At 53.1% G+C, this 25920-nt stretch carries 21 protein-coding genes; 11 read left to right on the forward strand and 10 right to left on the reverse strand.

What is annotated here, in order from left to right; all coding sequences use genetic code 11:
• The first annotated feature begins 38 nt into the window (after positions 1-38).
• The 3 genes from cpdA to parE are packed head-to-tail and all read left to right on the forward strand — an operon-like array spanning position 39 to position 3393.
• Complete coding sequence (cpdA, locus tag Q3H59_RS03050) at positions 39-866, forward strand: 3',5'-cyclic-AMP phosphodiesterase (RefSeq protein ID WP_192236279.1); 828 nt, start codon at positions 39-41, stop codon at positions 864-866.
• A 3-nt stretch (positions 867-869) separates the two neighbouring features.
• The gene (yqiA, locus tag Q3H59_RS03055) at positions 870-1451 is read left to right on the forward strand and encodes an esterase YqiA (protein WP_101762998.1); all 582 of its coding nucleotides are present in this window, start codon (positions 870-872) and stop codon (positions 1449-1451) included.
• A 46-nt stretch (positions 1452-1497) separates the two neighbouring features.
• Positions 1498-3393 carry a DNA topoisomerase IV subunit B gene (gene parE / locus Q3H59_RS03060; protein ID WP_101762999.1) on the forward strand — a complete coding sequence of 632 codons (1896 nt, stop codon included), beginning with the start codon at positions 1498-1500 and terminating at the stop codon, positions 3391-3393.
• A 29-nt stretch (positions 3394-3422) separates the two neighbouring features.
• Here the strand turns inward: parE and Q3H59_RS03065 are convergent, their stop codons facing one another.
• The gene (locus Q3H59_RS03065) at positions 3423-4898 is read right to left on the reverse strand and encodes a tetratricopeptide repeat protein (protein ID WP_309833110.1); all 1476 of its coding nucleotides are present in this window, start codon (positions 4896-4898) and stop codon (positions 3423-3425) included.
• Positions 4899-4990: 92 nt separating this feature from the next.
• On the opposite strand from Q3H59_RS03065, the gene Q3H59_RS03070 reads away from it, so the two are divergent.
• The 4 genes from Q3H59_RS03070 (at position 4991) to Q3H59_RS03085 (ending at position 12623) form a co-directional block, all read left to right on the forward strand.
• Complete coding sequence (locus Q3H59_RS03070; RefSeq protein ID WP_192412124.1) at positions 4991-5890, forward strand: LysR substrate-binding domain-containing protein; 900 nt, start codon at positions 4991-4993, stop codon at positions 5888-5890.
• A gap of 266 nt (positions 5891-6156) precedes the next feature.
• Complete coding sequence (locus Q3H59_RS03075) at positions 6157-8349, forward strand: Ig-like domain-containing protein (RefSeq protein ID WP_309833112.1); 2193 nt, start codon at positions 6157-6159, stop codon at positions 8347-8349.
• 67 nt (positions 8350-8416) lie between these two features.
• On the forward strand, positions 8417-9289 hold the full coding sequence (locus tag Q3H59_RS03080; RefSeq protein ID WP_137386547.1) for an OmpA family protein: 873 nt from the start codon (positions 8417-8419) through the stop codon (positions 9287-9289).
• A 205-nt stretch (positions 9290-9494) separates the two neighbouring features.
• A complete protein-coding gene (locus Q3H59_RS03085; RefSeq protein WP_309833115.1) occupies positions 9495-12623 on the forward strand; it encodes an Ig-like domain-containing protein in 3129 nt (1042 codons plus the stop codon).
• Positions 12624-12707: 84 nt separating this feature from the next.
• On the opposite strand, the gene Q3H59_RS03090 is transcribed toward Q3H59_RS03085, so the two are convergent.
• Together Q3H59_RS03090 and Q3H59_RS03095 are read right to left on the reverse strand one after the other, a co-directional pair.
• Positions 12708-13016 (reverse strand): putative quinol monooxygenase, encoded by a 309-nt coding sequence (locus tag Q3H59_RS03090; protein WP_008103384.1) that lies wholly within the window; start codon positions 13014-13016, stop codon positions 12708-12710.
• A gap of 31 nt (positions 13017-13047) precedes the next feature.
• Positions 13048-13626 carry an NAD(P)H-dependent oxidoreductase gene (locus Q3H59_RS03095; protein WP_008103382.1) on the reverse strand — a complete coding sequence of 193 codons (579 nt, stop codon included), beginning with the start codon at positions 13624-13626 and terminating at the stop codon, positions 13048-13050.
• Between the two features lie 163 nt (positions 13627-13789).
• On the opposite strand from Q3H59_RS03095, the gene Q3H59_RS03100 reads away from it, so the two are divergent.
• Complete coding sequence (locus tag Q3H59_RS03100; RefSeq protein ID WP_309833119.1) at positions 13790-14551, forward strand: transporter substrate-binding domain-containing protein; 762 nt, start codon at positions 13790-13792, stop codon at positions 14549-14551.
• A 61-nt stretch (positions 14552-14612) separates the two neighbouring features.
• On the opposite strand, the gene Q3H59_RS03105 is transcribed toward Q3H59_RS03100, so the two are convergent.
• The 6 genes from Q3H59_RS03105 to Q3H59_RS03130 form a co-directional block, all read right to left on the reverse strand.
• Positions 14613-15476, reverse strand: coding sequence for a ketose-bisphosphate aldolase (locus Q3H59_RS03105; protein ID WP_309833121.1), 864 nt, complete (start codon positions 15474-15476; stop codon positions 14613-14615).
• Between the two features lie 128 nt (positions 15477-15604).
• Positions 15605-16456 carry a class II fructose-bisphosphate aldolase gene (locus Q3H59_RS03110; RefSeq protein WP_192412119.1) on the reverse strand — a complete coding sequence of 284 codons (852 nt, stop codon included), beginning with the start codon at positions 16454-16456 and terminating at the stop codon, positions 15605-15607.
• Positions 16457-16465: 9 nt separating this feature from the next.
• On the reverse strand, positions 16466-17557 hold the full coding sequence (locus tag Q3H59_RS03115; RefSeq protein WP_210081110.1) for a PTS fructose transporter subunit IIC: 1092 nt from the start codon (positions 17555-17557) through the stop codon (positions 16466-16468).
• Positions 17558-17568: 11 nt separating this feature from the next.
• Positions 17569-17883, reverse strand: a complete 315-nt coding sequence (locus Q3H59_RS03120; RefSeq protein WP_101763009.1) for a PTS fructose transporter subunit IIB — start codon at positions 17881-17883, stop codon at positions 17569-17571.
• Between the two features lie 24 nt (positions 17884-17907).
• Positions 17908-18378 carry a PTS sugar transporter subunit IIA gene (locus tag Q3H59_RS03125; RefSeq protein WP_061720482.1) on the reverse strand — a complete coding sequence of 157 codons (471 nt, stop codon included), beginning with the start codon at positions 18376-18378 and terminating at the stop codon, positions 17908-17910.
• 17 nt (positions 18379-18395) lie between these two features.
• Positions 18396-19958: a transcription antiterminator gene (locus Q3H59_RS03130; protein WP_309833126.1), complete on the reverse strand. Its 1563-nt coding sequence runs from the start codon at positions 19956-19958 to the stop codon at positions 18396-18398.
• A gap of 407 nt (positions 19959-20365) precedes the next feature.
• Here Q3H59_RS03130 and parC point away from each other — a divergent pair, with 407 nt between their 5' ends.
• The 3 genes from parC to ftsP all read left to right on the forward strand — a co-directional run bounded on the left by parC (position 20366) and on the right by ftsP (position 24962).
• On the forward strand, positions 20366-22636 hold the full coding sequence (gene parC / locus Q3H59_RS03135) for a DNA topoisomerase IV subunit A (protein WP_137386541.1): 2271 nt from the start codon (positions 20366-20368) through the stop codon (positions 22634-22636).
• Between the two features lie 41 nt (positions 22637-22677).
• Positions 22678-23415, forward strand: a complete 738-nt coding sequence (locus Q3H59_RS03140; RefSeq protein ID WP_101763012.1) for a 1-acylglycerol-3-phosphate O-acyltransferase — start codon at positions 22678-22680, stop codon at positions 23413-23415.
• A 119-nt stretch (positions 23416-23534) separates the two neighbouring features.
• A complete protein-coding gene (gene ftsP / locus Q3H59_RS03145) occupies positions 23535-24962 on the forward strand; it encodes a cell division protein FtsP (protein WP_101763013.1) in 1428 nt (475 codons plus the stop codon).
• A 119-nt stretch (positions 24963-25081) separates the two neighbouring features.
• Here the strand turns inward: ftsP and dkgA are convergent, their stop codons facing one another.
• A complete protein-coding gene (gene dkgA, locus Q3H59_RS03150) occupies positions 25082-25909 on the reverse strand; it encodes a 2,5-didehydrogluconate reductase DkgA (RefSeq protein WP_110867295.1) in 828 nt (275 codons plus the stop codon).
• Positions 25910-25920: the final 11 nt, after the last annotated feature.

Genomic DNA, 25920 nt, shown 5'->3' on the forward strand with positions numbered 1-25920 from the left:
AAAAAACGCAACGATGGCGTGGAGATTAAGGAAACGCTTTGGATAGCCTGCTAACTCTTCCTGCGCAAGATGGGTCTGATATCAGGATTTTACAAATCACGGATACCCATCTTTTCGCCGGAAAACATCAATCGCTGCTTGGGGTAAATACCTGGTCGAGTTTTGATGCGGTACTGGATGCTATTGAAGTACAACAGCGCCAGTATGATCTGATTATCGCCACTGGCGATCTCGCTCAGGATCACACCGTCGAAGCTTACCAACACTTTGTAGCAGGCATTAATCGTCTGCCAAAACCTTGCGTCTGGCTGCCGGGAAATCACGATTTTCAGCCGGCAATGGTGGATACGCTGGCCGACGCGGGCATCAAATCTGACAAGCACGTTCTTTTGGGCGATCACTGGCAACTGGTGCTGCTCGATAGCCAGGTATTTGGTGTGCCACACGGCATGTTGAGCGAGTACCAGCTGGAGTGGCTACACACCGCACTTAGCAAGTACCCGGAACGCCACACTTTGGTACTGCTGCATCATCACCCGCTGGCTTCCGGATGTACCTGGTTAGATCAGCACAGCTTGCGCAATCCGCATCAGCTGGAAGCGGTACTGCAGCACTTCCCACGCGCACGCAATCTGGTGTGCGGCCATATTCATCAGGAGCTCGATCTCGACTGGCATGGTCGCCGCGTGATGGCTTCACCATCAACCTGCGTCCAGTTCAAACCGCATTGCACTAACTTCACCATTGATACGCTGGCGCCGGGCTGGCGTTGGCTTACCTTGCAGCCCGACGGCTCGCTGCAGACCGAAGTGAACCGCCTGCAAAGTGACATGTTCCGCCCCGATCTTGATTCCGAGGGCTACTAAGCAATGGCGGCGCTGATCTATCTGCATGGCTTCAACAGTTCCCCGCAATCGGCGAAAGCCACGCAGCTGCAGCAGTGGCTCAACGAACAGCATCCGCATATTAATGTGATGGTGCCGCAACTACCGACGTTTCCGTCTGAAGCCGCCAGCATGCTGGAAGATCTGGTGATGCAATATGCCGGTGAACCGCTGGGATTGGTGGGATCGTCGCTGGGCGGCTATTTTGCTACCTGGCTGTCGCAGTGTTTTATGTTGCCAGCGGTGGTGGTTAATCCCGCCGTACGGCCGTTTGAGCTGCTGGTGGATTACCTCGGCGAAAACCGTAATCCCTACACCGGCCAGCAATATGTGTTAGAGTCTCGCCACATTTACGATCTGAAAGTAATGCAGATTGACCCTCTTGAAGCGCCCGATTTACTCTGGCTGCTGCAACAAACCGGCGATGAAATACTCGATTATCGCCAGGCGCTGGAGTATTACAGCGCATGCCGCCAGACGGTTGAAGAGGGCGGCAATCATGCCTATATCGGATTCGAACGCCATTTCGCACAGATCGTTGATTTTCTGGGATTAAACGCCCAGTGACCTTGCGAAGTGGGGCCATTTTCCTATTGCTAATCAGACATTTACGATGAGCCAATCAAGCTATAATGCCGATGCCATTGAGGTCCTGACCGGCCTTGAACCGGTGCGTCGTCGTCCGGGGATGTACACCGATACCACGCGCCCGAACCACCTGGGCCAGGAGGTGATCGATAACAGCGTCGATGAGGCGCTGGCCGGTCACGCTAAACGCGTGGAAGTCATTCTTCATGCCGACCAGTCGCTGGAAGTTATTGATGATGGTCGTGGCATGCCAGTGGATATCCATCCGGAAGAAGGCGTGCCAGCGGTTGAGCTGATTCTTTGTCGCCTGCATGCGGGCGGCAAATTCTCCAACAAAAACTATCAGTTCTCAGGCGGCTTGCACGGCGTCGGGATCTCGGTGGTTAACGCCTTGTCGAAGCGTGTGGAAGTTACCGTGCGACGTAACGGCGAAATCTACCAGATTGCCTTCGAAAATGGCGACAAGGTGCAGGATCTTACGGTTACCGGCACCGTCGGTAAACGCAATACCGGTACCAGCGTGCACTTCTGGCCAGATGAAAGCTTCTTTGATAGCCCGCGTTTCTCGGTTTCTCGTTTATCACATCTGTTAAAAGCCAAAGCCGTGCTGTGTCCGGGCGTTGAAATTGTTTTTAAAGACAAGGTCAATGACACCGAACAAACCTGGATGTATCAGGATGGCCTGACCGATTACCTGTGTGAAGCGGTTGACGGCTTACCCACGCTACCGGAAAAACCCTTTGTGGGCAGTTTTGCTGGCGATGTGGAAGCGGTGGATTGGGCGCTGCTATGGCTGCCGGAAGGCGGAGAGCTGCTAACAGAAAGCTACGTTAACCTGATCCCAACCATGCAAGGCGGTACGCACGTTAACGGCTTGCGTCAGGGCTTGCTGGATGCCATGCGCGAGTTTTGCGAATACCGCAATATTTTGCCGCGCGGCGTGAAGCTGTCGGCAGAAGATATCTGGGATCGCTGCGCGTACGTGCTGTCGGTGAAGATGCAGGATCCACAGTTTGCCGGGCAGACTAAAGAGCGCCTGTCGTCGCGTCAGTGTGCGGCATTCGTCTCAGCGGTGGTCAAAGATGCCTTCAGCCTGTGGCTGAATCAAAACGTGCAGGCGGCTGAAATGCTGGCCGAGCTGGCGATCTCCAGCGCGCAGCGCCGCATGCGCGCCGCGAAGAAAGTGGTGCGTAAAAAACTCACCAGCGGCCCGGCGCTGCCGGGCAAACTGGCTGACTGCACCGCACAAGATTTGAACAAAACCGAACTATTCCTCGTCGAAGGGGATTCTGCGGGCGGTTCCGCCAAGCAAGCGCGCGATCGTGATTATCAGGCGATCATGCCGCTGAAAGGTAAGATCCTCAATACCTGGGAAGTCTCTTCGGACGAAGTGCTGGCCTCACAGGAAGTGCATGATATTTCAGTGGCGATCGGTATCGATCCTGACAGCGAAGATCTGAGCCAACTGCGTTACGGCAAAATCTGTATCCTCGCGGATGCGGACTCCGATGGTCTGCACATTGCCACGCTGCTGTGCGCGCTGTTTGTGAAGCATTTCCGTACGTTGGTGCAACACGGCCATGTGTACGTGGCGATGCCGCCGCTGTATCGCATCGATCTCGGCAAAGAAGTCTATTACGCCCTGGATGAAGATGAGAAAGAGGGCGTGCTGGACCAGTTGAAGCGCAAGAAAGGTAAGCCGAATGTGCAGCGTTTTAAGGGCTTGGGTGAAATGAACCCGCTGCAGCTGCGCGAAACCACGCTTGATCCGAATACGCGTCGTCTGGTGCAATTGACGATAAGTGATGAGGATGTCGACCAAACGCTGCGTGTGATGGACATGCTGCTGGCGAAGAAACGCTCGGAAGACCGCCGCAACTGGTTGCAAGAGAAAGGCGATTTAGCCGACCTCGAAGTGTAAAAAAACAGGGACGCCGCGGCGTCCCTGTTTTATTGCTGCTGTAATGCCTGTTTAACCCGCGCAATAACCGTGCTCCACTCTTCATCCTGCCCGCGCCCAAACAATCTCATTTGCGGATACCACGGCGATTCATCGCGATTTTCCAACCAGCGCCAGTCTCGCGCCCAGGCGGGAAGTAATACCCAGCAAGGTATCCCCATCGCCCCTGCTAAGTGGATCACCGACGTATCTACACCAATCACCAAATCCAGTTGTGAAATGACCGCGGCGGTATCCTGATAATCAGTGAATTGGGCACCAAGCGGCTGTATGTGTGGAAAGTCAGCGATTTCCTCTTCACCTGCACCTTTTTGCAAGCTAATCCAGTTGATATCAGGCAGGTCAAATAAAGGTGCAAACTGTGAAAGGTGCGCAAGCGATCGTTGGCTATCATTCTTATGCCCGCTAGAGCCTTTCCATACGATACCCATTTTTTTCCCGTTCCCCTTAATCGGCCACCTCGCCTGTTGTTCTGCAGAGCTAAACAGATAGGGATGATGCGCGCTAAAGGGCTGTGTTGAGTTGAGGAAGTGCTGCGGTAAATCCAGTAGAGAGCACCAGTAATCTGCCGGTGGCAACGTGTGTTGTACATCTTCCCGTGTCAGATAATTATCGAGGTGCGGCAGCGTAACCATCAATGATTTTAAGGACTTGTTGCCCAGCATGATCACTTTTATCGCATGCTTTTCAGTTTTAACGCGTGTGAGATAACGACAGAACTGAATTTCGTCCCCCATGCCTTGCTCGGTCCGTACCAACAGCGTTTTGCCGCGCAGATCCTCTCCTTGCCAGTAGCGAATAGGGAGTTTCGGTAAGGTAAAGAAGCGATCGGGATTATCGGATGCATAACGCGCCTGATAGTTAGACCAGCCAGCAGCGAAGTTGCCTTGTTGTAGCTGAACCATGCCGAGCGAATTTCGGCAACGTTGATCGGCGTCACGCACTTGCAGCACTTGCTGCATCTGACTTTCTGCTTCTTGTAGCTGGCCCATGTGCGCTAGCAACGTGCTAAAGCCATAGCGGGCTTCGGTATAATCAGGCTGGCTTTGCAGCGCCAATCGATACTGATCTAAAGCAAGGTGATAGCGCTGCTGTTTATGCAGCAAAATAGCGTAGTTATTGTGACAGGCGGCATAGCCCATATGTGATTGCAGCGCAGCCTGATAACAGGCTTCGGCCTCGCTCCAGCACCCGGCGTCATAATGGGTTAGACCAAGACCGTTGAGTAATCCCGCATCTGTAGGCGCAAGTTTTAGCGCCCGCTGATAATAGCGCTGCGCCGTATCCAGATCGCCGTTGCGCCGGGCAAGCCGTGCGGCTTCATGAAGGAACCAGCCATCGTAGGGAGCAAGCGTCAGGTGCGCCCGAATCTTACGCCAGGCTTCTTCCTGTCGCCCTTGCTGCAGCAACTGGGTTACCGCTTGTTGCTGACGTAAATCGTTAGCCACCCGAGGTTTATGGCGCATTGTGATATCCTGCCGCTAATAAAGTGGCGTAATTTAAGCCAAAAGTGTCAGAAACCGCGCTAAGACAGGTCTCGATCTTTAAGGATGGGAATTTGAAAATAACACTGGAAGAGTTACGTGCCTGGGTTGCGGTGGTCGATACCGGATCAATCACATCAGCCGCGGAGCAGTTAGATCAAACCAGCTCTGGCGTGAGCCGTGCGCTTAGCCGGCTGGAAGGTAAGCTGCAAACCACCTTAATGCATCGCACCACGCGTCGCCTGGCATTGACCGAAGAGGGGCTGATTTTTCTCGATCATGCGCGGCAGATTCTGGCGTCGGTTGAACAGGCGGAAGAACTGATCGCGCAGCGCCGGGACATTCCTTCTGGACGCTTACGCGTCAATGCCAATACGCCTTTTACCCTGCACGTCATTGTGCCGCTGGTGGCGGAGTTTCGTCAGCGCTACCCGCTGATTCAGCTGGAATTAAACACCGACGATATTGTGATCGATCTGCTGGAGCAGCAAACGGACATCGCCATTCGCATCGGCGAGCTGCGCGATTCGACGCTGCGTGCGCGTGTGCTCGGAAGCAGCGCTATACGCCTGTTAGCCAGCCCAGATTATCTTGAAAAGTTTGGTGTACCGGAAAACGTTGATGCACTGGCGAACCATCAGCTGTTGGGGTTCAGTCAACTTGATGTACACAACGTCTGGCCGGTTTGGCAGCGCGAAGGCGAGTTCCTGCGCATCAAACCTACGCTGTCCGCCTCCAGTGGTGAAACATTGCGTCAACTGGCTTTAGCTGGGCAAGGTATCGTACGTTTATCCGATTTTGTCAGCCGTGAAGATCGCGACAGTGGGCGTCTGGTACAGGTTTTAGCAACGGAAACCCGTGAACAGCGTTTACCCATCCACGCGGTCTATTATCGCAATCAATCCCTTACCTCGCGCATTACCTGTTTTCTGAGTTTTTTACGCGAAAAAATTCAGGAAAATCATCTGTTATAGTCTTGTTCCTGCTCAATAATTTACCCTTCATCTTCATATCTTTATTTATAAAAACGCTTTAATTCATATAGTTAATTAACTAATAACTTTTCTGTCAATGTTGGGAAATTTTTTCTTTCCTAACGGGACGTTTCTTATGTCTCGGAAATCTCTCTTTCCCGATTATGTCGCTCACTTTGAGCCCGCACAGGTGGGTTAAGCCAGGGAGATTGCTGCGTTTGTACGCAATCGCACAATCAAAATCTAATGTACGGAAGGGATTAAACATGAACGTTTCGCCCGTGAGTGTTGCGGTTATTGATAAAAAAACAATAACGAAAGCGGAAGCATTGCGTGTAGGTAAAGACGGTAAAGCTGCAAAAGTTCAGGCTATTACCAACGGCAAATATTTGCTGACCCAAGGTAATGACGGCGTTGCACCAGAAAACATTACCGTTAAGCGTGTCGGGAAAGATCTGCTGGTGATGCTGGAAGGATCCGACGCCAGCGAACCCGATCTGATTATCGAAGACTTTTTTGCTAAATCAGGTGCTTTAGTTGGTAAAGCTGAAGATGGCGCGATGCATGAATACGTCGCTACCGATGGTAATGCCGATCACGATGCTGCCGCATTGGCTGATGGCGAAACCACCGCATTAGCGCTTGGAGAGAGCACGGTTGATACCGATTCTGGTTTCATGCTGGCCTCGGGATTTGAATGGTCTCCGGCGTTGATCGCTTTAGGCGGATTGGCGGCTATCGCTGCGGCCGCCGGCATGGGCTACGTGGCAGCCAAAGAGCAATATCAGGATAAAAACGCTCACGAAAACGGTAGCAGCGATCAAAATGGTGGAGACAACGGGAAGGGCGGTGATGACGGCGGTAAAGGTGGCGGCGACAGCGGCGGCGGCAATGTAAACGTCCCTGTAGTTAACGGCCTGTATGACGACGTGGGCAGCATTACCGGATTGATCGCGAAAGGCGGCCGTACCGATGACACCACGCCGACACTGAACGGCACGGGCACCAAAGGGAATGTCATTGAAATTTGGGATGGCAGCACAAAAATTGGTGAAACCACGGTTGGTGAAAACGGCACATGGTCCTTTACACCCGGTAAAGCATTGGGCGCCGGTAGCCACAGCATCACCACACGTGAACGCAATGAAAGTGGCGTAGTAGGCGATTCAAGCGAGGCCTGGAGCTTCGTTATCGATCTGACCGCCCCTGCCAAGGGCACCATTGGTAGCATGGTGGATGACAGCGTAAATCCGCCGAAAGAGATCGTGAAAGATGGCATCACCAAAGACAAAACGCCGACGCTGGCGGGTAAGGCCGAAGCGGGCGCTACCGTTGAAATCTGGAAAGATGGCCAGTTGCTGGGCACTGCCAAAGTAGACAGCGAGGGTAACTGGACCTACACCAGCCCGACGCTGTCAGAGGGTAAACATGATTTCAGCATCGTCGTCGTAGATGAAGTCGGGAATAAATCGCTGCCTTCCGAAGCCTGGATTATCGAGGTTGATACCGTAGCACCAGAAAATAAAGGCATTGGTGCCATCGCTGATGATGAAGGTAAGTTGATTGAAAATGGTGGCGAAACGCAAGACAGCACACCAACCTTCTCTGGCGTCGGTGAAAAAGGCGACATCATTAAAATCATTGATAACGGCCAGGTTATCGGCAGCACCGTTGTCGATGACGAAGGAAAGTGGCAATTCACCCCAGAAAAAGCCATTGGTAATGGCGATCATGAATTCCAGATTATTGAAGTGGATCCAGCAGGTAATGAATCTGCGCCTTCAGAAAAAGTCATTATCGAAATTAACGATCCGAATAACCCTATTGATCCCGGCAAGGAAGTGATTCCGAATCCCGATGTACCGGTAACTGGCGCGGTTGACGACGTGTATCGTGATGAAATGTTGGATAACGGCGAAAAGTATTTCATCGGTAAACAGCCTATTGCTAACGGCGATGCGGTGAATGATTCAACGATTTTTGTGGGTGGAACCGGCAACGCGGGCGATATCGTTTATATCTGGCTCAGTGGGAGCAATAACCATTATTACCTCTCCTCTGTCGTAGATGAGAACGGGAAGTGGAGTATCGCCACGCCAGAGTTATCTGATGATGTTTACAAGATTGAAGCGGCATTTAAAAATGCTGAAGGCGTAGTAACAGCCAAAACCGAAGCTTTTGAAGTTGAGATCGATACGATTCCACCGGAACCCATCGATCCGGGCGATCTCTTCCCTGATTTACTCAGCCATGTTGAATTATCTGAGCTGCTCTCGGCAAACGGTGACACGTTATTCAATGAAGCGCAGGAAGAATCTGCATTACTCAATAATATTGATGAAAGCATTTTAAGTAATATGCTTTTCGATGCGGATATTAAGAGTTCTGCAGTGGACGGCGTGATGTCTCTCGATATTACAGCTTTGAAGGATTTAGATATTCATTACTTATCTGAATAATTATCACATCATTGCGATTAATAGAATAAAAACAGGCGTCGTCTGGCGCCTGTTTTCTGGAGTTATAATGAAACTTAAAAAATATGCTATTGCCACGGTGCTTGCGTCATTGTCCATCAGCGCAACTCTCCAAGCGCAATCGAATTTTGGCAAAGCCTGGCAATCCATGCCTGCAGCGGCCTCAGAGCAAACCCGCATCGTTTATTATCGAGCTACAGACGATAATAATAATAAAGCAGCACACATCTATGTTGATGGCGAATTCCAAACGGCATTATTAACCGGCGGCTACACGGTGTTTTGCCTGAAACCGGGTGTACATTCGTTGGGAAGTTATATCGATGATGCGCCAGGTTATCAGGGCAAGCAGCAACAACCATGGCGCGATAATCTGGCGGCGGGCAAAACCTATTATATCATTGCCAGCCTTGACGGTTCCGGCCGTCCTCTGGTGATGGATAGCGAACAGGCTCAGCAGCAATTAGTGGGAACACGTCAGCAAACTCATTTGCTTTCCCGCGCGTCAGCGGTGGTGCCGTGCAAGGCTGGAACTACACAGTCTTATGATAATTATGAGTTTTCATCGGATTTGCTGTTTAATTTTGGTAGCGCGAACAGTGCCGATATTTCCGCTCAGGGTCATAGCGCCATTCAACAATTTGCAACCTTGTTGAAAAGCAAAAATAAAGCCGATCAGCGCATTATCGTCACCGGCTTTACCGATCCGATTGGGGAGGAGGAAAGCAACATCAAGTTAGGCCAACGCCGCGCGGATGCAATCAAGAAATTATTGGTTAATAACGGGCTCGCGAGTGATTATATTCAATCGCAAAGTATGGGTGAAAGCCAGGTCACTGCGCAGTGCGCGGGCTCCCTGAAGCAGCAGAAAGCATGCTATCAAGGCGAACGTCGTGTAATTATCAGTGTAGAGAATAAATAGTTTTATCACTTTCTAAAAATTAACCAATGGTCTGATTTTTTATAATTTAGGCCATTTTTTTCAACTTCACTTTACAATTAATGATTCTATTAAAAACCATTAATTAAGACATGTCCTGTGTTGGTTATTTCACTAACTGGTCGAGAATGCTTGCGTTCCGGGAGGAAACCGGAACACGAATCTAAATATTTAAAGGAATATATTCATGGCGAATAACAGCATTAATGAAATTAAAGAAATGAAAATCAGTACTATTACCGACAAAAAATTTGGTTGGAAAGATAAACAAGTCGATCTAAAAGATGCCGGTGGTCGTGTTGAGATTCTTATTGATGGTGTGGTTTACAAAGCACCTATCGATGAAAATGGTAAGTGGTCATTTACACCGCCAACGGGCTGGGACGAAGGCTTACATACCGTGCAGTTGATCACCATCGATAAAGCGGGTAACCGTGCACCACCAACGTCCTTCATTGTAAATCTGGATACCCAAGCTCCAGAAGCGCCAGAAATCTGGCGTGTGGTAGATAACACTGGTAGTAATAAAGGTAATTTGAATCCGGGCGAAATTACCGATGAACACAAGCCTGTCATTTCAGGCGTAGCGGAGCCGGACGCGATCGTTTACCTGTATGACAACGGTGGAAAAGATCCGATTGCTTCAGTCAAAGCTAATAGCATGGGGGCATGGACCATTACTCCAGAATTGGCTGATGGCGAACACAGCCTGACCGTAGTGGCTAAGGATGCTGGCAAACATGAAAGCCCAGTCTCAGCGCCATTCATTGTGAAAGTTGAAGCGGGCGCAGTAGTGATGGCCGAAGGCCCAACTGCAGAGTCGCAGCCGTCTGAGGATGCGACTGCAAATACCAATAATTTTGGTACTCATGGTAATGCTATTGAAAAATATACCAATAAAAGCTTTATCGAGATATCACCTAAAGTCGAACCTTTCGCACAGGTTCAAATTACGCTGAACAATGAAGTGTATCTTGTTACCGCAGATAAGGATGGCAATTTACATTTCAAGTCTGATGAACTGCCAGATGGGACCTACTACTATCAGACGCGTGTTCGCGATAGCGCTAATAACTGGGGTCCCGCTACCTCAATCATTCTGCATGTCGAAGCAGGCGCTCCGGAAGCACCACAGATCCTGCGCGTCATTGACGACGAAGGTAATGTTGATCACTTAACTTCGGGTCAATACACTGATGATAAAAACCCAACGCTGTCAGGCGTGGCTAAACCGGGATCGCTGGTCTTCATTTACGGCGTTGATTCAGCACCGATCGGCAGCGTGACCGCTGGCGGTGATGGACGTTGGACCTTCACACCGGAACTGACCACGGATGATACCTATATCTTCAACGTAGCGTATCAGGATCGCTACGGTCGTATGAGTCCGAAATCAGACAACTTCATCCTGAAACTGGATGCTACTGCACCTGAAGCGCCTTCACTGGAAGGTGTTTACGATGACGTAGGCCGCGTAACCGGTCAGCTGAAATCAGGCGATACCACTGACGACACCACTCTGTCGCTGTCGGGTAAAGCGGATGCCGGCTCCATTGTACGTATCTGGGATGGCGAAAAATTAGTTGCAACCGTTATTGCCAACTCACGTGGTCAATGGTCTTACGAACTGGATGTGGCCGAAGGCAAACATGCGCTGCGCGTAGATTCCGTCTCCAAAGGTGGTGCTGCTTCTACTCCATCAGAAGAGTTCATTGTGATTGTTGATACCCAAACGCTGCCTCCGGCACAGATTGAAGAGATTGTCGCCAACAACGGTGCAGAAGAGCGTCCACTGGTGAGCGGTGATGCAACCAACGATGACACCCCAGTGCTGCGCGGTTCAGGTGAAGAGGGTGAAATTGTTTATGTTTACGATAAAGACAAAGTCATTGGTTCTGCTGCCGTAGGCAAAGATGGCAAATGGGAAATCGAGCTTGATCCACTGGTAGAAGGTTCTCATGAGCTGAAGATCAAAGTCGAAGATCCAAAAACTGGCAAAAGTTCAGACTTCTCAGATCCGGTCACCATCGTGGTGGATTTAACTGCACCTGAAAAACCGGTCGCTCCGGGCATTATCGACAACACCGGTGATGAGCAGGGCGTCATCCAGCCAGGCACGCCAACTGACGAAACCCAACCGGAGTTCACCGGTGGCGGTGCAACGCCGGGTGACGTTGTGGAAATCATCATCATTGATAAAGACGGCAAAGAGCAGGTCATTGGTAGCGGCGTCGTTGACGAGAAAGGTGATTGGACAGTCACCCCAACCGATCCAATCGGTGATGGTGATTACGACGTGGTGGTTGAAATTACCGATCCGGCGGGCAACACCTCTGATCGTTCCGATCCAATTGAACTGATTATCGATACCAAAGTGCCGGACGAAATCACGGACTTCGAATTGTGGGATGACGTGGGCGTCATCACTGGTCAGATCCTTGATGGCGGCATCACTGATGACAAATCACCAACCGTACGCGGTACCGGTGAAAACGGTTCTAAAGTCATTATCTATGATGGCGAAAAACAGATCGGTTCAGCAACCGTAGTTGATGGTAAATGGAGTATTGATCTGCCTGCCCTGACGGAAGGTGCGCATAATATCCGCGTTCAACCTGTCAGCGCTTCAGGTGTGAAAGGCCCTATCAATGACGGCATCAACTTTGATGTGGATCTGACCGCGCCACAGGCTGGTACTTACACCGGTGGTACATTCCTTGATGTAGAAGGCTTTACCCGCCTGATCGGGTCGGATATTAATGGTCAGGTTATGACGCTGAACGGTACCGGTAAAGAAGACGGCACCGTGGTAGTGGTCTATGGCGATGCGGCGCGTACCGAAATCATCGGCAGCGCGGTGGTGACCAACGGTAAATGGACGCTGGATACCGATGAACTGGCTGAAGGCAGCTACCATATCTCCTTCGGTTATCGTGATGCGGCGGGCAATGAAGTGGCCGGGGCAGAATCGTTCGACGTTAACGTTGACATTACGCCACCAGAACCTATCGATCCAGGCGACCTGTTCCCAGACTCATTCAACGAAGCGCTGATGAGCATGTCACTGACGGATATTCTGTCCATGAGCGATGACTCGTTATTCATCGACAACGGTAAAACGCAGTTGATGATTTCGGATTCTGCGCAGGAAGTGACCTTGCAAGACATCCTTCCGGAAGGTGAAGACGTGAATAACTGGAGCCAGGCAAATGGCACCGTAACCGTGGCAGGCGTTGAATATAACGTTTACCAGAACAACGGTGGCGATGCTGAAGTGATGGTTCCACAGCACCTGCTGCAGGAACAACAGCACTAATTTCTGATTAGCTGTTAAACAAAAGCCCCGATCGTAAGACCGGGGCTTTTTTATGCACGATATGTAACAACACAGTAAATTGACTTACTTAGCCGCTTCCAGCACCAGGATCTTCACATCGACCACTTCATCTTTAATCAACGCGCGATGCGCATCCATGTGTGGCATCTGCTGATGCTGCTCCAGATGACGCAGTGATTCCCATAGCTCCAGCATGAAAATGGAATCGGGTGAATTCTGTTTCCACGGCACTTGCGCCTGATGATCAACTAATGCGTCATATTGATGACAGCCATCTTCTTCCAGCACGGTAGGAATCAGCTGGTTAATCGCATCCAAAACCACCTGGCGACGGCCCGGTTTGACACAAATCTCTGCAACGACGGTTAACATAGTGCTTCCTCTTTTCCCTGGGTGCTTACAGTTAAGCAAAGATCTGGCTGAGATGAGTCCGATAACGTTCGATATCGCGCGGTACGTCCGGCATTTTAATCACATCGTTACAGATAAAGGTCGGCAAACCTTCCATACCGAGGAACTGGTTGGCCTTATGGAAGTGCAGATACAAACCGTCCACGCCCACGCCTTCAAAAAACTGCTCGGGATCGTTAAAGGCTTCCAGCGGAGCGTTCCAGGTCAATGACAGCATGTATTTCTTACCCTGAATCAGGCCGCCGGAGCCGTATTTTTTACCGGCATCGCTGCGTGTGCGGCCATCGCTGGCATACAGTGAACCGTGACCTTCGGTGAAGACATCATCGATATACTTTTTTACTGTCCACGGCTCGCCCATCCACCAGCCGGGCATTTGATAGATCACCACATCGCTGTCGAGGTATTTCTGCACTTCTTCTGCCACGTTGTAGTCGCTGTCGGCAATCGTTACCTGTACCTGATGACCAAGATCGCGCAACTGGCTGGCTGCGACGTCAGTTAAGGTATGGTTCAGTTCGCCTTTCGAATGGGCGAAGGTTTTGCCACCATCGATAATTAAAAAATTCATGTCATCCGCTCCGTTTCTCGTTAATGCCGCACACTCTACGCGCGCGCAGCAGCGAGAAAAATGCGTGATCGATCACAACACTTTTGCTAATAAAGCAATAATACGCAGGGTTATGAAACAATCCGTGAGCAAACCAACATCAACTCCCATAAAAGAAGAAAACATGAAAACCGCGATACTGAGTGCATTACTTATGGTGACGGGCGCTGCTCAGGCGCAATCCCACCTCGATGACATCCGCGCAAGCAAAACCTTAAAAGTCTGTACCACCGGTGATTACAAGCCATATAGCTATTTGCGCAGCGATGGCCAATACGAAGGATTGGATATCAGCATGGCGCAATCGCTGGCGGCAAGCTTGGGCGCAAAAGTGCAGTGGGTGCCAACCACATGGAAAACCCTGAGCGATGATTTTGTGGCCAGGCAGTGTGATATCGCATTGGGCGGCGTATCGGTCACCCTCAAGCGTCAGCAGATCGCCTGGTTTGCTCAGCCGCTCGGTGTTGATGGAAAAATTCCACTGGTGCGCTGTGCTGATAAAGCGAAATATCAGACGGTTGAACAGATTAACAAGGCGAGCGTGCGCGTGATCGAACCGGCGGGCGGCACCAACGAAGCCTTCGTGCACAGCCATCTGCCGCAGGCAACGCTGCAGCTGGCTGACAATGTGGGGATTTTCCAGCAGTTGGTGGATAACAAAGCGGACGTAATGATCACCGATGCGTCTGAAGCGCTGTTCCAGCAGCAGCATTATCCCGCGCTGTGCGCCATCAATCCGGACAAACCGATGCAGTACGGCGAGAAGGCCTACATGATCCCGCGCGATGATATGAGCTGGAAGTTGTATGTCGATCAGTGGCTGCATCTCAGCACCGCCACCGGCGAATACGCCCAGATTACGAAGAAATGGTTAGGTGCGAAGTAGCGACGCCATTCCTGGCGATCTGAGTTTCTGGTGCGCCATAACGCGCACCAGATAACAGAACTCAACGATACAAACTCGCCTTACCCAACCCGCCAAACAGATTCATTTTGTAGCGAATGACTTCCTTTGCCGCCGCAATCGCATCGGGATAAATCACATTCGGATCCCACCAGGTTTCGCGTACCAGAATCTCGCGCAGCTTAGCGAAATAGGCGAACTTCATGTCGCTGGAAATATTGATTTTGCCCACGCCCAGCGTCACCGCTTCCGCGATCTCGGCATCCGGATTTGCTGAACCGCCGTGCAGCACCAGCGGAATAGTGGTGCGCTGTGCAATGTCTCTGAGGATATGCATCTGCAGCTCAGGCTTCATATCTTTGGGGTAGATGCCGTGCGCGGTGCCAATCGCTACCGCCAGCGTATCCACACCGGTGCGTTGCACGAAATCCTCTGCCTGCGCCGGTTCGGTGTAGATCACTTTACTCACGCCGCCTTCCACTGAAGTGCCGGTATCGCCGATGGTGCCGAGTTCACCTTCCACCGAAACGCCCACCGCATGCGCCAGTTTCACCACTTCTTTGGTCAGCGCCACGTTCTCTTCATAAGGCAGCAATGAACCATCGATCATCACTGAGGTAAAGCCGCATTGAATAGCGCGCAGCACCTGAGCAATGGACGCACCGTGATCGAGGTGGATGGTGAACGGCACTTTGCTTTTCAGCGTGCGCTCGCGCACATAGCCAAAGAACTCATCAGTGACAAATTCCAGCTCGCTTGGATGGATGGAAATGATCGCCGGCGTATGGGTAGCTTCAGCTTCTTCAACTACCGCGCGGATAAAGCAGCTGTCGGCCACGTTAAAAGCGCCAATCGCGTAGCGGTGTTCACGAGTCGGTGCCAACATCTCTTTCATTGAAATCAACATGTTAATATTTCCTCAGCGTGATGTTTACCGGAGCCGACGCATGCGCCGACCCGATAGTGGATATGAATGTGAAATTGATAATGCGACCTTGTGTCGCCATTCATGGCGAACACTAACCAACCTGATGACTAAACCTTGCCCGCCGATCCCGACCAGCTTAGGTACTCCGCCACCACTTCGCGGCAGGCGGACTCCATCAGCCCAAGCACATCGGCTAACTCAGCGTGAGGATGCTGCTTCAAGGCCTGTTCCACCGCCATTTTTCCGGCATCAAACACCGCCGCGCCGACGTTGATCTTGGCAACGCCAAACTCACTAACGCGGCGAATATCCTCAGCGGGCGTGCCCGATCCGCCGTGCAGCGCCAGCGGTCGCGAAGAAACCGCCTGCAGCTCCTGCAAGCGCTGAAAGTCGATCTTTGGCTTCACGCCCGCCGGATAGAGCCCGTGCGCGGTACCGACCGAAATCGCCAGCAAATCAATGTGGGTTTGCTCGATAAACGGCAGCACATCGGCCACCTGCGTCATCTTCACTGAGGCATCAGCCAGTTCGTAGGTTGGCGCATCGGCAATATGTCCTAGCTCGCCCTCGACGCACACGCCGGCGGTATGCGCCATCTTCACCACGGCGGCGGTCTGGCGAATGTTCTCGGCGAGCGGTTCAGAAGAGGCATCGATCATTAAGCCGGTAAAACCGGCGCGAAACGCCTGACCAATCAGGGGAAAGGCTTTGCCGTGATCGAGTGCCAGCGCCACCGGCACGCTGGCAGTCTCGGCCAGCGCACGCACTAACGGCACCGCGACAGCAGGCGGGAAGTGCGCGCTGTGTCCCTGATAAACATTGAGGATCAGCGGAGCGCGCTGCTGCTCGGCGGCCTGAATGGCGGCGCGCGCGGTTTCAAGGTTGAAGCAGTTGATCGCTAACACCGCATAGCGCTGTTGGGCGGCGGCCTGAATCAGGTCGTTCATCATGGCAAACATGGTGGCTCCTTATTCCAGAGTGAATTTGATCTCTTCATCGCGGACGCCGGGGGCTTCCACGTCATCGAACTCTTCATCCGCCTGCGTCACCGGCTTTTTCAGTACCGACAGCATCACGCCGCACACCGTGGTGCCGATACCGAGTGCCAAACAGAACAGCCAGGGTTTGGTGAACAACGGCACCACAAACATGCCACCGTGCGGCACTGGTGCGCCGACGCCCCACACCATAATCAGCCCACCGGCGATGGCGGAGGCCACCACGCAGCTGCCGACCACGCGGAACAGGTCGCGCGCTGCAATCGGAATCACGCCTTCGGTAATCATGCAGATGCCCATCGGGAGGGCGGCTTTTAGCGCCTCTTTTTCCGCTTTGGTATATTTGTTGCGGCTCAGCAGATAAGAGAGCGTGATGCCGAACGGCGGAATCATTGAGCCGACAAACTTCACCGCTTCCGGTCCGTAAATGCCATCAACCAGCATGCCGTCGGCGAACAGCGACATGGTTTTATTCACCGGACCGCCGAAGTCGAAGGTGGCCATCGCGCCGAGGATCGCGCCCATCACAAATTTCGAACCGCCTTGCATCGACTCCAGTAGGGCAATCAGCGCCTTCTGCAGCCAGACAATCGGCTGGCCGATAAAGGTCATCATCAGCAGCCCGGCGATAATGGTGCTCAGCACCGGCAGCACCATAATCGGCATCAAACCCTGCATCGATTTCGGCAACTTAATGGTGCGGCGCAGCAGCAGCACGGTGTAACCGACCAGGAAGCCACCGAAGATGCCGCCGATAAAGCCGGTGCCGATCTGCCCGCAGATAAAACCGACGATCAGGCCAGGCGCGAAGCCGGGACGATCGGCAATCGAGTAAGCAATCGCCGCGCTGATCAGCGGCACAATTAGCCCCATGCCCCAACCGCCGATCTGATTCAACATCCACGCGAGAGTGCCGGTCTGTTTGCCGACATCCGGCCCGCCGATCACCTGGCCGAGCGCGATGCAGATCCCGGCGGCGACGATCAGCGGGATCATCCACGAGATCCCGGTAAGCAAATGCCCTTTGATCTCCTGGCCATACTGACGTTTGTTGTCACTCATGATGGATCTCCTCAGGCGCGCGCCAGTGAATCCGCCACTTTTTCGAGGAATTTCACCGGTGATTTGATCACTACTTCGGTTTTCACTCGCACAATGGGTTTGCCCTGAAAGCGCTCCTCGCCTTTGATCTTCACGTCAACGGCGAGGATCACCACGTCCGCAGCGGCGATATCTTGCTGCGTCAGCGCCGTTTCGGTGCCGATGGTGCCCTGAGTTTCAACGTGGATGGTGTGGCCCAGCGCGTGGGCCCCTTTAATCAGTTTTTCGCGCGCAATATAGGTATGCGCGATGCCTGCCGTGCAGGCCGCTACACAGACAATATTCATGTGTCACCTCAGAGAGTTAGGGTGTTAACAGAGGTCGGTTTCGGCGTACTGACTAAACAGCCGGATGATATTGCTGGCATCGTTTTCCACCAGCAGTTGGGCTATCACCTCATCATCGGCCAGCGCACTGGCCACCTGCGACAACAGGCGAATATGGGTGGTGTTCTGATCTTCCAGTCGCACCGCGAACAGGATGATGCAGCGCACCTGGCTGCCATCGAGCGTTTCCCACGGTATGTCGTGTTGGGTGCGGCCGATGGCGAGCGTGGTTTGTTTCACCGCGGCGGATTTACCGTGCGGGATGGCGATATGATTTTCGAAGCCGGTGGAACCTTCAGCTTCCCGCAGCCAGACGTCTTCGATAAAGGCGGCGCGGTCGCTGATGGCGCCGTCGTGGTAGAGCAAATCGGTGAGCTCATGAATCGCTTGCTCTTTGGTGGTGGCGGTCAGCGCCAGGTTAACGCGGCGCGGCGTCAGAATGCGCGAAATATCCATGATCAATCCTCATTCAATTAATGTTCAGCCAAAGCGCAGGAGGCGCCGTCAGGCAGCTGGCTGCCAATCATGGCGTCAGTCACCCGCCGAATATCGTCATCGTTAAAAAAGGCGCTGACATACACCGCCGGAACCGCTCCGGCGTTAAGGTGAATAGTAGTAATCACCAAATCCACCGTTTCTCGCTGGCAAAACTCCGCGTGATTACTGGCGGAAACCACGCCGACAATCTCCCAATCCGGGAAGGCGCGCAGAATGCGACTCTTCAAAAGATGCGAGGTTCCCACGCCGCTGGAGCACACCACCAGAATGCGTTTGTGGGCGATTTGTCGCTCCAGCGCTGCCTGGAAATGCACGCACAGATAACCTATTTCGTCATCCGCCACCGATGAAAGTCCCTGGCTGCGCGCGGTTAATTGCATCGCCTGTTGCGTTAATGAAAATATTTCCTTCATCTCCTGCTGAATATCCTCCAGCAGCGGATTACGAATATGAATATGATATTTGAGTCGATTTAATAATGGCTTTATATGAACTAATAACCCTTCAAATAATAATCGGTCCTGCGCTAAGTCCTGCTGAATAAATGACGCGAAGCGATCGATTAATTCACAGGTTATTTTCACTGATTCAGCGGTAGAAAATTGATTATGCAGCGGGGCATTATCGCCACGCTCTTCCACCACAATACCGGACGAGACAATATATTGATAAATAAAACCCACTTCATCGGCTGGCAATGCGCAGCACATGCGCTGTTCAATCTGCACCACCATATTTTGGGCAATCTTCAGAATGCGCTGATCGAGATCCTGCGCGCTGGTCAGGGTTTCCAGCGCCAGCGCGTTACCTTGCGCCATGCGATGCATCATGATCAGAATATGGGTGCAGAGATTGAGGTACCACGCGTCGCCCAACGGATAACTCAGTTGCTGCTCCATTTGCTGCAGCAGCGCCTGCACAAAAGCCACATCCTCGTCGCCAAAATAGTGCACCAGCGCTTGCTGGCTGCCGGGATCGAGGCGTGGTAGCAGCGGCGTGCCGGCGACGTTTTGCTGCATCACATCATTAATTAGCGACACCATCGCCTGGCGCAGCGTCTGCTCATTGCCTTCGATGTGGGTGCCGCCGGGGCCGCGCTGCAGCACCAAACCCAGCGGCTGCAGCCACTCTTCGATCACCTTCAGGTCATTCACGATTGACGCATGACTAATAAAGTAGCGTTCCGACAATTTACTGATTGAAGTTGCGCGTGGCGCATCGCTCAGCAGCTGCGAGGCAATTTTCACCCGTCGGCTGTTGTGGCTCAGCGCATCCGAACTGCTTTCGTCGCCGTTAAGCTGCTGCTCCAGTTGCAGACGCTGCTGCAGATCGTTTACCCGCAGACGTATGCCGCGTCCCGGCATTTTTTCCAGCTGCAGCGACCAGTCGCGAAGCCAACTCTCCAGCCATTGCAAATCGCGCTGGATGGTTTTCTCCGACACGCCAAGCTGTAAAGCTAATTCTTTTGTCGGCTGCGGTGCGGCATGATGCAGCAGCAATTTTACTAATCGGTGTTGTCGCGAAGTCAGTATTTGCATTCGTTCACCCTTATTTTGGCAAAACGTTTATGGCTAATTGGTGGTTATATTTATTCCATGCCAGAAATCAGACGCGCAAAAATGTGGGGCTTGTGGAGTATGAATTTAGGAGAGTAATCACTAAGCAACAATACTAAATGTTGTCCTGGCTTGCGGACACCATTAATACGCTAATTGCCTCGCGATATTAATTGCGAAGTTGCTCACAGATTATTGCCGATATTCACTGTGACATGGCTCCCATTCCGTTTTAATTTTCCAACCAATATCACGCTATTTAATGCAAGACGATTCTGTTTGCTGAACGGGCTTCTCTGTGACTAAACCGCACGAATAAGGTAATATCCTCGCCAAATGACCGCCGGATGTCACGCCGTTGCGGGCCACGAAGTGAGGATGCGAGCTGAATGAGCGAATTGACGCAGGATGGTGCAGAGCGTCTTGCCCTGCACACGTTTACCGAAAACGCGTACCTGAACTACTCCATGTACGTGATCATGGACCGCGCGCTGCCGTACATCGGCGATGGCCTCAAGCCAGTGCAGCGCCGTATTGTGTATGCCATGTCGGAATTGGGTCTCAATTCCAATGCTAAATTCAAAAAATCGGCGCGTACCGTTGGTGACGTGCTGGGTAAATACCATCCGCACGGCGACAGCGCCTGTTATGAAGCGATGGTGTTGATGGCGCAGCCGTTCTCCTACCGCTATCCGCTGGTGGATGGCCAGGGAAACTGGGGTGCGCCGGATGATCCAAAATCCTTCGCCGCGATGCGTTACACCGAATCGCGCCTGTCTAAATACGCTGAAATCCTGCTGGGTGAACTCGGTCAGGGCACGTCCGATTACATCCCGAACTTCGACGGCACCCTGCAGGAGCCGAAGATGTTGCCGGCGCGTCTGCCCAACATTCTGCTCAACGGCACCACCGGCATCGCCGTGGGGATGGCGACCGACATTCCGCCGCATAACCTGCGCGAAGTAGCGGAAGCAGCGGTCAAGCTGATCGACAACCCGAAAACCACGCTGAATGAGCTGCTGGATATTGTGCAAGGTCCGGATTACCCGACCGAAGCGGAGATCATCACGCCACGCAGCGAAATCCGTAAGATTTATCAGAGCGGTCGCGGTTCGATTCGTCAGCGTGCGGTGTGGAAAAAAGAAGATGGTGATGTGGTGATCACCGCGTTGCCGCATCAGGTGTCGGGCGCACGCGTGCTGGAGCAGATCGCTAACCAGATGCGCAATAAAAAGCTGCCGATGGTGGAAGATCTGCGTGATGAGTCCAACCACGAAAACCCGACGCGTTTAGTGATTGTGCCGCGCTCCAATCGCGTGGATCTCGAGCAAGTGATGAATCACCTGTTTGCCACCACCGATCTGGAAAAAAGCTACCGCGTTAACCTGAATATGATCGGACTGGATAACCGTCCGGCGGTGAAAAACCTGCTGGAAATCCTCTCTGAATGGCTGGTGTATCGCCGCGATACCGTGACGCGCCGCCTCAACTATCGTTTAGATCGCGTGCTGCGTCGCCTGCATATTCTTGAAGGTATGCTGGTGGCGTTCCTCAATATTGATGAAGTGATCCACATCATCCGTACCGAGGATGAGCCGAAGCCGGTGCTGATGTCGCGTTTTGACATCAGCGAAACCCAGGCCGAAGCGATTCTCGAACTGAAACTGCGCCATCTCGCCAAACTGGAAGAGATGAAGATTCGCGGCGAGCAGGCGGATTTGGAAAAAGAGCGCGATCAGCTGCAGGCGATTCTGGCGTCCGAGCGCAAGATGAGCAATTTGCTGAAGAAAGAGCTGCTGGCCGATAGCCAAACCTACGGCGACGATCGCCGTTCGCCGCTGCACGAGCGCGAAGAAGCCAAAGCGCTGAGCGAAACCGAGCTGGTGAGCGCTGAGCCGGTGACCATCGTGCTGTCGCAGATGGGCTGGGTGCGCAGCGCCAAAGGCCACGATATCGATCCGGCGGGCTTAAGCTACAAAGCGGGCGACAGCTATCTGGCCGCCGCACGCGGCAAGAGCAATCAGCCGGTGGCCTTTATCGACTCCACCGGACGCAGCTACACGCTGGATCCGACCTCATTGCCGTCCGCGCGCGGACAGGGCGAGCCGCTCACCGGCAAACTGACGCCACCGCCGGGCGCGGTGATTGAGCAGGTGCTGATGGAGCCCGACGATCAGAAGCTGTTGATGGCCTCTGACGCCGGTTACGGTTTCATCTGTACCTTTGCCGATCTGGTGTCGCGCAACCGTGCCGGTAAAGCGCTGCTGACGCTGCCGGAAAACGCCAAAGTGATGACGCCAATGGCGGTGCATTCCGGCGATGATATGCTGCTGGCGATTACCCAGGCTGGACGCATGTTGATGTTCCCGGTTGGCGATCTGCCGCAGATGTCGAAAGGCAAAGGCAACAAGATCATTTCGATTCCTGCTGCGGAAGCCGCGGCGGGCACCGACAAACTACAATGGTTGCTGATTCTGCCGCCGGGCGCGTCAATCACCGTATATGTCGGTAAACGTAAGCTGATCATGCGTGATGAAGATCTGCAGAAAGTGCGTGCCGAGCGCGGTCGTCGCGGCAGCGTGGCGCGTGGCCTGCAACGCATCGATAGCGTAGAAGTGAATGCACCAGCGCGTCCGAAAGCCGACGCGAGTGAAGAGTAACGCTGTAATTCAGGCGATGGAATGCCCCATTTGAGGAATCTATGTTACTAATTTTACGAGCAATTATTGTTATTGTTTATTCGATTCTGGTCAGTATTGTTGGCTGTATCTGGTGTCTGTTTTCACCGCGTAATCCGCGTCACGTCGCAACCTTCGGCCATCTGCTCGGTCGTCTGTCGACGGTGTTTGGTCTCAAAGTGGAACTGCGTAAACCGGCGGAAGCCGCGCATTATGGCAACGCGATCTATATCGCTAACCACCAGAACAACTACGACATGATCACGGCGGCTAAAATCGTGCAGCCGACCACCGTGACCGTGGGCAAGAAAAGCCTGCTGTGGATTCCGTTCTTTGGCCAGCTCTACTGGCTGACCGGTAACCTGCTGATTGACCGTGATAACCGCTCCAAAGCGCACGGCACCATCGGTGAGTTGGTGGAACAGTTCAACAAAAAGCGCATTTCGTTCTGGATGTTCCCGGAAGGGACGCGCAGCCGCGGTCGTGGTTTGCTGCCGTTCAAAACCGGTGCGTTTCATGCAGCGGTAGCCGCCGGTGTGCCAATCATCCCGATAGTGGTTTCCAACACCCACGACAAGATCAAGCTGAACCGCTGGAACAACGGTTTGGTAATTGTGGAGATGTTGCCGCCGGTCGATACCTCGCAGTTTGCCACCACCTCGGTGCGTAAGCTCGCCACGCACTGCCGTGAATTAATGTCGACTAAACTGGAAGAATTGAACGCCGAAGTCGCCGAACGCGAAAAAAACGGTAAACTCTGAGCAGCCAAAATGGGGCAGGTGATCATCTGCCCCGTTCTCAAGCCACACAGCAACTCATCATTAATTAGAACAACATGGACACGGCGTCCTCACGCCACGCTCAAAAGGTCTGAAGTTTTATGTCTTGCAGCAGACGTCAGTTTATTCAGCTTTCTGCCGGTGTCGCACTGGCTTCCGGTGCTATGCCTTTCGCCGCCCGCGCCGCCGCGCCATTGGGCGATACGCCACTTCCTATTCCACCGCTGATTGAATCACGTCGCGGTCAGCCGCTGTTTCTCACCTTGCAGCGCAGCCATTGGTCTTTCAGCGGCAACAGCAACAAAGTGCCGGTGTGGGGCTTTAACGGCATGTATCTCGGCCCAACGGTGCGCGTGTATAGCGGCGACGATGTGAAGCTGATTTACAGCAACCGCCTCAACGAACCGGTATCGATGACCGTCAGCGGTTTGCAGGTGCCGGGCGCGTTAATGGGCGGTGCGCCGCGCATGATGTCGGCCGGAGCTGATTGGGCGCCGGTGCTGCCGATTCGTCAGGGCGCGGGCACATTGTGGTATCACGCCAATACGCCAAATCGCATGGCGCCGCACGTCTACAACGGACTCGCCGGCATGTGGCTGGTGGAAGATGACGTCAGTAAATCGCTGCCGCTACCGAAGCATTATGGCGTCGATGATTTCCCGCTGATTATTCAGGACAAGCGCCTCGATAACTTCGCCACGCCGGTTTATAACCCGCCCTCCAGCGGCGGTTTTATGGGCGACGTGCTGCTGGTGAACGGCGTGCAAAATCCCTATGTCGAAGTGTCGCGCGGCTGGGTGCGTTTGCGTTTGCTGAACGGCTCGAACGCGCGCCGCTTCGATCTCACCTTCTCCGATAATCGCCCCTTTACGGTGATCGCCAGCGATCAGGGCTTCCTGCCTGCGCCGGTGGCGGTGCAGCTGCTGACGCTGGCTCCCGGCGAACGTCGTGAAGTGCTGGTGGATATGTCACAGGGCGATGAAGTTTCGATCATGGCCGGAACGGCGGCGGGTTTGATGGATCGCCTGCGCGGATTGTTTGAGCCGTCATCGATTCTGACCAATACGCTGGTGCTGAGCTTACGCCCAACCGGCTTGTTGCCGCTGGTGACTGACAATCTGCCGATGCGTTTGCTGGCGGATCAGATTCTTGATGGCGTGGCGGTGCGTACGCGCGAATTCCGCATTGGTGACAGCGAGCCGGGCATTAACGGCGTGTTGTGGGACATGAACCGCATTGATACCACCGTGCAGCAGGGCACCTTTGAGCGCTGGATTATCCACGCGGATCGCCCGCAATCGCTGCATATTCAGGGCGTGATGTTCCTGATTAAGAACGTCAATGGCGCGCAGCCGATGGGCGAAGATCGCGGCTGGAAAGATACCGTTTGGGTGGATGGCAGCGTGGAACTGCTGGTGAGCTTCCCGCAGAGTTCGTCGGATCATTTCCCGTTTGTCTATTACAGCCAGACGTTAGAGATGGCGGATCGCGGGACGGCGGGGCAGTTATTGGTGAATTCAGCGTCTTAACGCCCTCACCCCAGCCCTCTCCCGCAAGCGGGCGAGGGAGCAGATCGAGCAAAACGCACCTTACGGTTCCCTCTCCCGCCTGCGGGAGAGGGTTAGGGTGAGGGGAAACGCGCGCCATTCTACCCGTTAAACGCCTCCGGATCCGGTCCCAAACGGTTACCGCTATCCAGCTTACTGATCTCACTCACTTCAGTTTTATCCAACCTAAAATCAAACACCTGGAAATTCTCACGAATACGTTCCGGGGTAATCGACTTCGGAATCACCACCAGGCCGCTATCCAGATGCCAGCGAATCACGATTTGTGCCGGCGTCTTGCTATATTTCTTCGCCAGTTCGCGGATAATCTCCTGATCAAACACGCCTTTACCGCCTTGCGCCAGCGGGCTCCAGGATTCGGTTTGAATCTGGTGCAGCGCATTCCACGCATGCAGCGTGCGCTGTTGCAGCATCGGATGCAGCTCGATCTGGTTCACCACCGGCGACACGCCGGTTTCATCGATCAAACGCTTCAGATGCGCCTCGTGGAAGTTACATACGCCGATGCTCTTGGTTAAGCCCTGTTGCTGCAGCTCAATCAAACCTTTCCAGGCTTCAACGTAGTGATCTTTTTCCGGGCACGGCCAGTGCATGAGATACAAATCCACCTGCTCTAACTGCAACTTCTTCAGGCTGGTTTCCATTGCCTGTTGCCAGTTGGTCTGGTCGTCGTTCCACAGCTTGGTGGTGATAAAAATGTCATCGCGCGCCACGTCGGTCTCTTGCAGCGCTTGCCCAACCGCTTCCTCATTTTTGTAGATAGCGGCGGTATCGATGGAGCGATAGCCGACTTTCAGGGCTTCCAGGATGGCGTTGCGCGCATCCTCAATGCTCGCTTGCCACACGCCGAGGCCAAGCTGCGGCATCATGTTGCCGTCGCGCAATTTAATAATGGGTTGATCTGCCATAATTGCTCCTT

It is taken from the genome of Pantoea sp. SORGH_AS_0659, from assembly GCF_031453915.1.
Lineage (GTDB): Bacteria > Pseudomonadota > Gammaproteobacteria > Enterobacterales > Enterobacteriaceae > Pantoea > Pantoea leporis.

Excerpts from the sequence above, each read along its gene's own strand:
- parE (WP_101762999.1), top strand. The coding sequence starts at position 1,498 with ATGAGCCAATCAAGCTATAATGCCGATGCCATTGAGGTCCTGACCGGC.
- Q3H59_RS03130 (WP_309833126.1), bottom strand. The coding sequence starts at position 19,958 with ATGCAAATACTGACTTCGCGACAACACCGATTAGTAAAATTGCTGCTG.
- Q3H59_RS03120 (WP_101763009.1), bottom strand. The coding sequence starts at position 17,883 with ATGAATATTGTCTGTGTAGCGGCCTGCACGGCAGGCATCGCGCATACC.
- Q3H59_RS03080 (WP_137386547.1), top strand. The coding sequence starts at position 8,417 with ATGAAACTTAAAAAATATGCTATTGCCACGGTGCTTGCGTCATTGTCC.
- dkgA (WP_110867295.1), bottom strand. The coding sequence starts at position 25,909 with ATGGCAGATCAACCCATTATTAAATTGCGCGACGGCAACATGATGCCG.
- Q3H59_RS03125 (WP_061720482.1), bottom strand. The coding sequence starts at position 18,378 with ATGGATATTTCGCGCATTCTGACGCCGCGCCGCGTTAACCTGGCGCTG.
- Q3H59_RS03115 (WP_210081110.1), bottom strand. The coding sequence starts at position 17,557 with ATGAGTGACAACAAACGTCAGTATGGCCAGGAGATCAAAGGGCATTTG.
- Q3H59_RS03105 (WP_309833121.1), bottom strand. The coding sequence starts at position 15,476 with ATGTTGATTTCAATGAAAGAGATGTTGGCACCGACTCGTGAACACCGC.
- Q3H59_RS03075 (WP_309833112.1), top strand. The coding sequence starts at position 6,157 with ATGAACGTTTCGCCCGTGAGTGTTGCGGTTATTGATAAAAAAACAATA.
- ftsP (WP_101763013.1), top strand. The coding sequence starts at position 23,535 with ATGTCTTGCAGCAGACGTCAGTTTATTCAGCTTTCTGCCGGTGTCGCA.
- parC (WP_137386541.1), top strand. The coding sequence starts at position 20,366 with ATGAGCGAATTGACGCAGGATGGTGCAGAGCGTCTTGCCCTGCACACG.
- Q3H59_RS03090 (WP_008103384.1), bottom strand. The coding sequence starts at position 13,016 with ATGTTAACCGTCGTTGCAGAGATTTGTGTCAAACCGGGCCGTCGCCAG.
- Q3H59_RS03085 (WP_309833115.1), top strand. The coding sequence starts at position 9,495 with ATGGCGAATAACAGCATTAATGAAATTAAAGAAATGAAAATCAGTACT.
- Q3H59_RS03095 (WP_008103382.1), bottom strand. The coding sequence starts at position 13,626 with ATGAATTTTTTAATTATCGATGGTGGCAAAACCTTCGCCCATTCGAAA.
- Q3H59_RS03100 (WP_309833119.1), top strand. The coding sequence starts at position 13,790 with ATGAAAACCGCGATACTGAGTGCATTACTTATGGTGACGGGCGCTGCT.
- Q3H59_RS03065 (WP_309833110.1), bottom strand. The coding sequence starts at position 4,898 with ATGCGCCATAAACCTCGGGTGGCTAACGATTTACGTCAGCAACAAGCG.
- yqiA (WP_101762998.1), top strand. The coding sequence starts at position 870 with ATGGCGGCGCTGATCTATCTGCATGGCTTCAACAGTTCCCCGCAATCG.
- Q3H59_RS03110 (WP_192412119.1), bottom strand. The coding sequence starts at position 16,456 with ATGTTTGCCATGATGAACGACCTGATTCAGGCCGCCGCCCAACAGCGC.
- Q3H59_RS03140 (WP_101763012.1), top strand. The coding sequence starts at position 22,678 with ATGTTACTAATTTTACGAGCAATTATTGTTATTGTTTATTCGATTCTG.